Source organism: Vallitalea maricola (assembly GCF_036985595.1).
Taxonomy (GTDB): domain Bacteria; phylum Bacillota; class Clostridia; order Lachnospirales; family Vallitaleaceae; genus Vallitalea; species Vallitalea maricola.
This window is the reverse complement of the sequence record NZ_BTPU01000031.1, coordinates 133173-143177: the sequence shown is the minus strand read 5'-3', so window position 1 is coordinate 143177 and position 10005 is coordinate 133173. Positions and strand designations below refer to the sequence as shown.

At 31.4% G+C, this 10005-nt stretch carries 11 protein-coding genes and 1 riboswitch; of the genes, 1 reads left to right on the top strand and 10 read right to left on the bottom strand.

Going from position 1 to position 10005, the window contains the following annotated elements:
- The 10 genes from AACQ14_RS10940 to AACQ14_RS10895 form a co-directional block, all read right to left on the bottom strand.
- On the bottom strand, positions 1-337 hold a 337-nt coding region (locus AACQ14_RS10940), incomplete at its 3' end, for an endosialidase (protein WP_339363621.1).
- 188 nt (positions 338-525) lie between these two features.
- Positions 526-2955, bottom strand: a complete 2430-nt coding sequence (locus AACQ14_RS10935) for an ATP-dependent Clp protease ATP-binding subunit (protein WP_339363620.1) — start codon at positions 2953-2955, stop codon at positions 526-528.
- Positions 2956-2985: 30 nt separating this feature from the next.
- Positions 2986-4023 (bottom strand): protein arginine kinase, encoded by a 1038-nt coding sequence (locus AACQ14_RS10930; protein ID WP_339363619.1) that lies wholly within the window; start codon positions 4021-4023, stop codon positions 2986-2988.
- Positions 4017-4529 carry a UvrB/UvrC motif-containing protein gene (locus tag AACQ14_RS10925; protein ID WP_113674263.1) on the bottom strand — a complete coding sequence of 171 codons (513 nt, stop codon included), beginning with the start codon at positions 4527-4529 and terminating at the stop codon, positions 4017-4019. Before AACQ14_RS10925 ends, AACQ14_RS10930 begins: the two co-directional genes overlap by 7 nt.
- 146 nt (positions 4530-4675) lie before the next feature.
- Positions 4676-5437 (bottom strand): TlpA disulfide reductase family protein, encoded by a 762-nt coding sequence (locus AACQ14_RS10920; RefSeq protein ID WP_339363618.1) that lies wholly within the window; start codon positions 5435-5437, stop codon positions 4676-4678.
- Between the two features lie 79 nt (positions 5438-5516).
- Positions 5517-6209, bottom strand: a complete 693-nt coding sequence (locus AACQ14_RS10915; protein WP_339363617.1) for a cytochrome c biogenesis CcdA family protein — start codon at positions 6207-6209, stop codon at positions 5517-5519.
- A 156-nt stretch (positions 6210-6365) separates the two neighbouring features.
- A complete protein-coding gene (locus tag AACQ14_RS10910) occupies positions 6366-6653 on the bottom strand; it encodes a hypothetical protein (RefSeq protein ID WP_339363616.1) in 288 nt (95 codons plus the stop codon).
- Between the two features lie 140 nt (positions 6654-6793).
- Positions 6794-7465, bottom strand: a complete 672-nt coding sequence (gene thiT, locus AACQ14_RS10905) for an energy-coupled thiamine transporter ThiT (RefSeq protein WP_339363615.1) — start codon at positions 7463-7465, stop codon at positions 6794-6796.
- A gap of 50 nt (positions 7466-7515) precedes the next feature.
- Positions 7516-7622: riboswitch (TPP riboswitch) on the bottom strand.
- A gap of 49 nt (positions 7623-7671) precedes the next feature.
- Positions 7672-7878, bottom strand: coding sequence for a small, acid-soluble spore protein, alpha/beta type (locus tag AACQ14_RS10900; protein ID WP_339363614.1), 207 nt, complete (start codon positions 7876-7878; stop codon positions 7672-7674).
- 86 nt (positions 7879-7964) lie between these two features.
- Positions 7965-8423: a GyrI-like domain-containing protein gene (locus AACQ14_RS10895; RefSeq protein ID WP_339363613.1), complete on the bottom strand. Its 459-nt coding sequence runs from the start codon at positions 8421-8423 to the stop codon at positions 7965-7967.
- Between the two features lie 294 nt (positions 8424-8717).
- Between AACQ14_RS10895 and AACQ14_RS10890 the strand changes: the two genes are divergently transcribed.
- Positions 8718-9995, top strand: coding sequence for a zinc dependent phospholipase C family protein (locus tag AACQ14_RS10890; protein WP_339363612.1), 1278 nt, complete (start codon positions 8718-8720; stop codon positions 9993-9995).
- Positions 9996-10005: the final 10 nt, after the last annotated feature.

The window sequence follows — 10005 nt, the reverse complement described above, 5'->3', positions numbered from 1 at the left end:
TGGATTTCATCTTTCCAACTTGTACTTGGTTAATATAAATTCTATATTCTTGGTCTGCTTCTAATTCCAAAGTAATCTGTGCATCTTCTGTTCCTTCAACTTTAAAATCTATTATTTTATCACTAACAGAAAAATTATGAACTGTTGTTCCTGGCACTGATTCGAAAAGAAGTCTTCCATTTTTTTCTAATCTTGTTATTTCATCATAAGTTTTCACTTTATATATATGTCCATCAACTTCGAAATTAATTACCTTTTTCTTTTCATCCATTAGATGATTTCCAAAACTAAGTGTATTATCATCTTCTACCCTGATTATTTCTTGAATACCAGCCATCTTTACCCTCCTATATTGTCGTAAAAAGTTGAATACCTACATTATATATTATTTTAACCTTAAATACTAGAGAAAAATTAATTTTTCCCTATTTATCCCTAGATTAACATATATTACTAATAATATTCATCTATTTTGCATTTCATATATTATAACATAGCACTAACAAAATTAACATGGTAATTATTTTAAACCTCGAATATTAATTCATCGTCCTTTATATCTACAGTGACTTTATCCCCATATTTGACTTTGTTGTCTAATAGTTCTTCTGCTAATTTGTCTTCCACTTTTGACTGAATAGCCCTTCTTAGAGGTCTTGCACCATAAGCTTCATCAAATCCTTCTTTTGCTAAATAGTCTTTTGCACTATCTGTTACTTCAAGTTCAATACCAACATTTTTGGTAAGTCTTACGGCAACTTGATTAATCATGATACCTACTATTTCACGGATATTTTCTTTTGTCAAGGAATGGAAAACTATTAGTTCATCTATTCTATTAAGGAATTCTGGTCTAAATAGTCTTTTAACTTCATCCATAACATTTTTACGCATGTTTTCATAATTTTTCTTTTCATCTACTTCTGAGATAAACCCTAATTTTACAGGTGAAACTATGTTTCTTGCACCAACGTTGGATGTCATTATGATAACGGTATTCTTAAAATCAATTTTTCTTCCCTGTGAATCTGTTATATGTCCATCATCTAGAACTTGTAATAATATATTAAATACTTCTGGATGAGCCTTTTCAACTTCATCAAATAATATTACTGAATATGGTTTTCTTCTTATTTTTTCGCTTACTTGACCACCTTCATCATAACCTACATATCCTGGAGGTGATCCAATCAATTTGGAAACACTGTGTTTTTCCATGTATTCAGACATATCAACTCTTATTAGAGCACTTTCATCTCCGAATAATGCTTCTGCTAAAGCTTTTGTAAGCTCAGTTTTACCTACACCTGTTGGACCTAAGAACAAGAATGATCCTATAGGTCTTTTTGGATCTTTGAGCCCTACTCTTCCACGTCTAATGGCTTTAGAGATAGCTGTAACTGCTTCATCTTGTCCCACAACTCTTTTATGAAGGTATTCCTCAAGATTCTTAAGTCTTTCTCCTTCTTCTTCTGTGAGCTTCTTGACTGGTATACCTGTCCAACTTGAGACTATATCAGCAATTTCTTCTTCATCTACTATTTGATTAGCCCTGGAATTCTTGGATTCCCATTCTAATTTGGAAGCATTCAGCCTTTCCTTTATTTCATTTTGCTTTCTTTTGATGACTCCTGCCTTTTCGTATTCTTCTGTCTTGATTGCTATTTCCTTATCTTTTTCAAGTTCTTCTAATTCTCTTTCCAAATCTTTTATATCTGGTGGTGCTGTAAAAGTACTTAGTCTCACTTTTGAAGCAGCTTCATCTATTAAGTCTATAGCTTTATCCGGTAAGTAACGGTCTGTAATATAACGATTAGATAATTTAACCGCAGCTATTACAGCTTCATCTTTTATATGAACTTTATGATGAGCCTCATACATATCTTTTAATCCTCTAAGTATATCAATGGATTCATCTTCTGAAGGTTCTTCAACTCTAACAGGTTGGAATCTTCTCTCTAAAGCAGAATCTTTTTCTATATATTTTCTATATTCATCAAGAGTAGTAGCCCCTATAAGCTGTATTTCTCCTCTTGCTAGAGAAGGTTTCAATATATTTGATGCATCAATAGCTCCTTCGGCTGCTCCTGCACCAACTATTGTATGAATCTCATCAATGAATAATAAAACATTTCCTGCCTCTTTTATCTCTTTTAGAGCTTTTTTGATTCTATCTTCAAATTCTCCTCTATATTTTGAACCAGCTACCATTGATGATAAATCAAGAGCAACAACTCTCTTATCCTTTAATGTCTCTGGTATATTACCATTAGAAATTTTCTGTGCCAGTCCTTCTGCTATAGCAGTTTTACCGACACCAGGCTCCCCTATTAGACATGGGTTGTTTTTGGTTCTTCTGCTTAATATCTGTATAACTCTCTCAATTTCTCTATCTCGTCCGATTATTGGATCGAATTCACCTTCTTTGGACATATTAGTCAGGTCTCTGCTAAATTGGTCTAATACTGGTGTAGTAGACTTTTTATTAGACTGTGAGGAATTAACGTCTTTACCTGCTGGTGATTCTCCAAGATTTTTTAAAATTAGCTGATATAATTTCTGTACTGTCACGCCTGAACTACTGATAAGCTTTGCTGCAATACAATCTGTTTCTTTTAATAATGCTAATAAAATATGTTCAGTTCCTATCATAGTGGTCTTCATGTTAACTGCTTCTCTAAGACTTGATTCAAGAACTCTTTTGGCTCTAGGTGTAAAGTCCTCTACATCGGCAGTTGAAACATTACCTATAATCCCAATTTTTCTTATTTTTTCTAATATAACGTCTTCTGTTATACCTTGACTGTTTAGTATCTTGCCGGCAACTCCCTTACCTTCTTTTATTAGACCCAAGAGGATGTGCTCTGTTCCAACATAACCATGACCTAATTCTTTGGCTATTTGTCTAGACAAACTTATAGCTTCTTGAGCACGTCCAGTAAATCTACCCATCATAAGTTAACTCAAATCCTTTCTTATAATAATTTATATTATCTTTGGCAAATTATTTCTTATATAAGTTGCTCTTTCAATGTCTCTCTCATCTATTTTTAATTCTTTATTTATCTTTTTTTGAAGATTGGCTGGTTGGATACAAGTCATGAGTCCATAAATATTTATAGGATTTTTAATATCAGACTTCAATATTCCCAGTTCATATCCAAGTTTTATATCCGATAATAAGGTCATAGCTTCCTTGGATGTAATTATTCTTGCATGTGCTAGAATACCATATGAACGATATACAGCATCTTCAAATTGCAATCTTTTTTCACTTAATAATTTATTTCTAAGGGCTCGTTCTTGTTCTACAATCTGTTTTGTCAAACTAGTTAGGTTATCAATGATTTCTTGTTCAGAGTGACCTAATGTAATCTGGTTAGATATCTGAAATACACTTCCTCTTGCTTTGGAACCCTCACCATATATGCCTCTTACAGTTATACCAAATTTCCCTATGGCATCTAAAATGAACTGCAGCTTACCAGTGGTTTCAAGGGCTGGTACATGTATCATATATGATGCTCTTAGTCCCGTTCCAACATTAGTAGGACAAGATGTCAGATAGCCTATATTTTCATCGTATGCATAATTTATCTTTTCTTCTAATAAGTCATCGATTCTATATGCATTCTGTAATGCTTCGTCTAAGTTAAGACCATTGGTTATAGATTGAATACGAAGATGGTCTTCTTCATTGATCATGATGCTTATACTTTCATCTTCTGATAATATAAGCCCAGTAGGTACCAATGTCTGTACAAAATTAGGACTTACCACATGACGTTCAACCATAGCTACCTTTTCTAGAGAAGATAAGTTGTTCATATCTACAGAATGGAAATAGCTATTATCTTCATGAGCATTTAATACGGCTTCTTTTACATCATCAATAATTCTTCCTGCGTCTTCTTTTGATAATCTACTAGGAAAATTATACTCTTCAATATTCCTGGCTAACCTTACTCTGCTGGATATTACTACATCATCACTTCCAGAGCTTTTTTCAAACCATTTCAACATATGCCACCCTCCTTCTTCAATGCTCTTATGGCATCTCGAAACTTAGCGGCATCTTCATATTCTTCTTTTACAACAGCTTCCCTCAACTTATTTTCCAAAGATTGTATTTGTTTCCTTAATTTTATTTTTCCACCTGTTCTTTTGGGTATTTTACCTACATGTATATTACTTCCATGAACTCTTTTTATAACAGGGCTAAGCAAACTGGAAAAGGATTTATAGCAATGACTACATCCAAATTTGCCTTTTTTCTTGAATTCGTTATATGTCATACCACATTTTTCACATCTGATGACATCTTCTTTGTTATAGCTTTTGACATTAATGTTTTTATTGATATCCAAAAGACTACTAAGAAAGCTCTCAAAAGATATATCATTCTGAGGATATAGTTCTTTTACCTCCATTGCACATTTACTGCACAAATGTATTTCTTGTTTTTTTCCGTTGATTATTTTATTCAAGTATACAGTTGCAGGCTCTTTATGACATCTTTCACATAACATTTTAATTCCCTCTTTATCAAAATAAAATTCGATTATAAGCATATCCACTGATAAAATACATAATTTACCAGTACCAAATACATATAATATTATATCATAATGATTGAAAAATAGGACATATTTTTTATATCAATTTCTATTTATATTTATCTATACATACTTATCAATTTTTCCATATCTTGCTCATCCACAGCGTTTACGTACCCAATTACATCTCCTTCTTTACTAATGACATAGGTAGTTGGATATCCATTGATAAAATAATTATCGGTAGCAGTCCCGTCTTCATCAAATACTACAGGAAATGTTATACCTAAATCATCAGCCCACTCAATTACTTCATCAATTGGCTTTTCACTTGCATCATGTTGCACATCAACTGCTATTATAGCTACATCATCATCTTTGTATTTTTCATGTATCTTTTGAAAATCAGGCATTTCATCTTTACAGTAGCCACACCAAGTAGTAAAGAAGTTGACAAACACTAATTTGCCTTTATAGTCTGATAGTGTATAGTTGTTACCTTTTCCATCACTTAATGTAAAGTCAGGTGCTGCAATTGTTTCCTTATCTTCATTATCATCTCCAGTTTCTTTATCACCCTCTGGTACCTGCTCCTCAACCATGTCTTTATCATCTTCCTGAGTATCTTGTTCATCCTTTGAATCAGCATCTTCATCTATGTTATTATCTTCACCTGTTTCTTTATCTCCAACTGGCATTTCTCCATCTTTATCATTATCGTCTACTACATTATTATCTGAGCCATGTTCTTTATCCAGTTCTGATTCTATATTATTAGTATTATTGTCATCAATATTATCTTTTTCTGCCTTACAACCAGTTATTAGCATAAGTATTGTCACTAAGATAAGTATAGTATTAATCTTTTTATTGAATTTCATTTTAATCACCTCATTTTATTATAATTTTCTACTTTTTATTTCATTATAATTCTTTACTTTATTACATCAGTTATACATTTTATTTTACAACTAATAGTGATAAGGTATTAGTGTATAACATTATTCCCATTATAATCATTAGTACTCCAGCAACCAATTTTATCTTATCAAAATACTTATATATCTTTTTGTAGTTATTGATGAATTTACCTAATAGTAGAGCTGATATCAAAAATGGAATGGCAAATCCAATGGAATATACTAGCATCATTCCTCCTGCCTTTAGATAATTTTTTTCAAAACTGGCTAAAAAGAGGATCGTTCCTATTATGGGTCCATTACATGGTGTCCAGCCAAAACTGAATGTGATTCCAAGTAATAGTGACTTAATAAAATTAGGACTATAATTCTTATACTGATATTTCTTCTCTTTGTTGAACAGCTTTATTTTGAATACTCCTATGAAATAAAGTCCAAATATGATGATTAATAATCCTCCTGCTTTTCTGATATACTCTTGATATGTTATAAGAGTATTATTAATAACTTTGGCTCCAAATCCAAGAGTTATATTAAGTATGGAAAGACCTAATACGAATGCTATAGAATTTATTATCATTATTCTTCTGATATTCTTATTTTTCTCTAGGTCTGTAATTGTTGTTCCAGCAAGGTAACTAAAATACAATGGTAATAATGGTAATACACAAGGAGTAAAAAAAGATAGAAATCCATTAAATATCGCTACCCAAAAAGTTAATTCATTTCCCATATGCCTTCCTCCAAATTTCAAAACTGCTTATTATACTTCTTTTGATATATATTATCATTAATATCATTATATTACTATATTTAAATTAATAAATTCATACATTGTTAACATATCAGTAAATAAATTATAGGGGCTGTTTCATAACAACCCCTCTTATTAAGGCAATGTTGGCCCATCTTCTGTGTCCTGTTGGATATTAGAAGTCATTCTCTTGAACATTTCATTGTCTAGCGCTCCCGATTTAGCCATCATACCAATCTCATGAGAGGTTAAGTTCCCCATATAAGGATGATCTTTGCTGACATTTTGATGTTCTGGTTTCTTTTCAATAATTCCTTCAGGTACCCCATCAAGGTCATTAAAATTAGTACTGCCAAAATTTTCGCTTACACTACCTAATTCATTAATTTTGTTTTCATTATCCTTAGAATTTATCTGTTTCATAATTAATTCCTTTCTTTTAATGTTGTAATATACCTCTATTTCATATTTTATTTAAAACTTTCCTATAAGATAAAAAATAGAGATAGTTTCCTATCTCTACTTAGTGTATGTTATTATGATATTATTATCCTAAACTTGTACTATGAAATTGCAGATCTTTTTAATTGTTTTATTGCGTCGTCGACTGGTGGTAAGAATAGTAGTATTACTGTTAAAAATACTTCAACAGCTATATAAGAAATGTTGTATGCCATTGAATATAATGTTGGATCCATATTAACTTCTGCTGCATAACTTGCAAAGAATATTACTCCTGTCAAGAAGTGACAAATAAACCTGCCGAATGCTCCTATAAACAAACCTTTCATCAAACCGTTTTGTGATTTTCTAAATAATCCTGATAAGCCAAGCGCTCCAAAAGCTATTGGATAATCCAATAATAATTGAGCAGGATGAACTACCCATGGGTCAATTATTAACTGTAATAATCCATATGTAATACCACAGATTACACCTTGAGTTGTACCAAACCAATATCCAATCAGTACTATGAACAACATACTGAATGGTGTTATTGAACCACCTTGTGGAAGTCTAAATATTTTTATCTGTGACAATACGATTGCAATAGCTATTGCAATAGCTGAATAGACTAATTCTTTTGTTTTCATGGTTTTTGATTTACTACCCACTGCTACAACGATAGTCAATAATAGTAATGCAACTACTACAATTATAATTTGTCCTAAAGTTGAAGTAATAATATTTTGCAGTTCTCCACTTGAGATTGCATTTTGAAATTCTTGAAACATAATAAAATCCTCCTCATAGTTAGGAAGATCATTGACTGAAAGCAAATTATTAAAGAAATTTGCTGCTTCCCTTCGACGGCATTATCCGTATCAGGTTATAAGGGTCAGTAATTAAAATTTGTACTTTCTCAGCCAACTGGCTCCCCTAGCTAATATTTATATCACACATAATGTACTCTAGTTTTGCAATTTTGTCAAGGTGATATTTATTTTAACTTTCCTTGTTCAGGTGAATTATCTACCATCTCTTTTTCAACACTAGCAATCATCCTTTTTACCATTTCTCCACCAAGTTTACCTGCTCCAGCCATTGAACCTACCTGAGCAGAAGTTAGTCCTCCCATATATGAATCATCACTATATATATGTTTCCTATCTTTTTCCTTCTTAGTTGTATTATTGATATCTTTCACTACAATCACATCCTTTTTATTATCTACGAATTATTAGTAATGATTATAGTTTTAATTATTGATAAAGTATTTATTCATAATAATTATTAATTCAATGATATAAATATATCTATAGTCTGATTACTCATATCTTCTGAATCATTATGATATAATTCAAAATCAGAATCATATTTTCTATCTAAATCCATGCCCCATATTTCACACCATGCTTCACCTACAGCTTGAACCATATCTCCTGTAACAGTAAATTTAGCGTACTTTCCTTCACTAATTGTTTTAACTTCTAGATTACCAATATCTTCAGTTGTTTTCACTTCACAACAACACATGAATGTATAAGGTGCTGTACAATCTCCTTCATATTCTGTATATAAACCTATACCTTTACCATCAACTTTATTCTTAATAGACTCATAAATTCCTTCACCAATAAATTGTTGCCACATGGCTCCAATATCTTTCATAGACTTTCCATTCTCATTTGTGGTTTTTATTGACTTTCCAACAACAATTTTCTTTTCTAAATTAACTAATTCATATTTCATTTCCTTCACCTCATATTAATATTTTTTATTAGAACATCTCGAGTATAACAAAGATAATATGACATCAGTATGTCTTATATTGATTTAAATATATAAATTCTACAAAATAATATTTTTTTGAATCGTGAATATTTCTTAGAATTATATGTTTTAATATCTATACTGATAGAATTTTGTAAATTTCTATAAGTTTGTGTAGAATATTTCTATATATTACTATCCTTATTTCAACATTTTTTTCACAACAATTATTGTATACTATATTCTGCATTTAATTATTAAAGGAGGATTATTATGAAAATAATTAAATTTTTCACTAATTGTTTAGCATTAGTATTATTGCTTATGCTTTTCCCCAAAAATGTGTTGGCTTATCAACCAGCTTCACATTACATCCTAATGAAAGAGACTACAAAAAACTTACCTGAAAACAGTTTAATCAGAAGTGCTTTGGAAGAATATCCACTAATAGCAACTTGGGGTGCAAATGGTCCAGACCTTCCATTAATTCAACCAAGACAAGCTCTTGGATATTCACCTTGGTCAGACCGTTTTCATTATTTTAAAGTTGGAAGTTTTGCTAAGGAACAACTAAAAGATGCTATAGAGTCTAATGATAAGAAAAGATTATCATACGTAGCAGGATGGATTACTCACGTAACTGGAGATTATGCATGCCATGGAATATTTGTGGATCCTGAAGCTGGAATCTATTTAAATAATCCAGCTGGACGTGAATTACATATTAATCTAGAATCAGCGGCTGAATCATACTTGTGGGTTAATAAAGGTGGCTTTGATATATCTGATTATTCTGATGGCATATCTGATTGTTTCAGTGATGTATCAGACATTCCTTTTGCTTCTTTTAATGCAACTGCACAAAACATTTATGGTTCATCACCTACAATCACTGAAGAAAAGACTTGGTGTTATACACTTCTTACAGGTCTTAAAACAGGTGTAGGATACACTTATAAAGAATATGATGAAGCTATGGATTTTCTTTCAGAAAACAATAGAAAGGAAAGATTGGATAATTCTTTCTCAAGTGCCCTTAACCATGCTGTTGAATTATTAACTAAAGCAGAACAAGGCGACTTTAGCGGATTTAGTGATCGTTGGAATCTTGATATAGGTATTGACAATAACCCTATCAGCTCTTTAACTGTTACAGTACATACAGGCACAGAAAAAAGAGGTTTCCTTCATAATGAATGGGCAGGTACTGATGATGATGTATACTTTGGTATACAAACCAAAGATGGAGAAACAAAAGAATGGTTATTAGCTAAAGAAGGTTATAATGATTTTGAAGCTGATGATAATGATGAATATTATCTTTATAATGGTACTGATATCCATCCTAAGGATGTAACTAATATTTATCTTAGAAAAGTAGAGAGATATGGTAGTATAGGTGGTGACTGGTATGTTGAGAATTTAGATATCAACATCAATGGTCATACAGCTTATAATAATAATATGAATACTTGGATTGATGAAGATAATTCCACTTGGAAAACAAGCATTGATTGGAGTAATATGGAGTTCGATACTGAACCTAAATAGGCATAACTAT

Bases quoted from the DNA above. Each gene is read 5' to 3' on its own strand.
- AACQ14_RS10935 (WP_339363620.1), bottom strand. From the start codon at position 2,955: ATGATGGGTAGATTTACTGGACGTGCTCAAGAAGCTATAAGTTTGTCT.
- AACQ14_RS10930 (WP_339363619.1), bottom strand. From the start codon at position 4,023: ATGTTGAAATGGTTTGAAAAAAGCTCTGGAAGTGATGATGTAGTAATA.
- AACQ14_RS10925 (WP_113674263.1), bottom strand. From the start codon at position 4,529: ATGTTATGTGAAAGATGTCATAAAGAGCCTGCAACTGTATACTTGAAT.
- AACQ14_RS10920 (WP_339363618.1), bottom strand. From the start codon at position 5,437: ATGAAATTCAATAAAAAGATTAATACTATACTTATCTTAGTGACAATA.
- AACQ14_RS10915 (WP_339363617.1), bottom strand. From the start codon at position 6,209: ATGGGAAATGAATTAACTTTTTGGGTAGCGATATTTAATGGATTTCTA.
- AACQ14_RS10910 (WP_339363616.1), bottom strand. From the start codon at position 6,653: ATGAAACAGATAAATTCTAAGGATAATGAAAACAAAATTAATGAATTA.
- thiT (WP_339363615.1), bottom strand. From the start codon at position 7,465: ATGTTTCAAGAATTTCAAAATGCAATCTCAAGTGGAGAACTGCAAAAT.
- AACQ14_RS10895 (WP_339363613.1), bottom strand. From the start codon at position 8,423: ATGAAATATGAATTAGTTAATTTAGAAAAGAAAATTGTTGTTGGAAAG.
- AACQ14_RS10890 (WP_339363612.1), top strand. From the start codon at position 8,718: ATGAAAATAATTAAATTTTTCACTAATTGTTTAGCATTAGTATTATTG.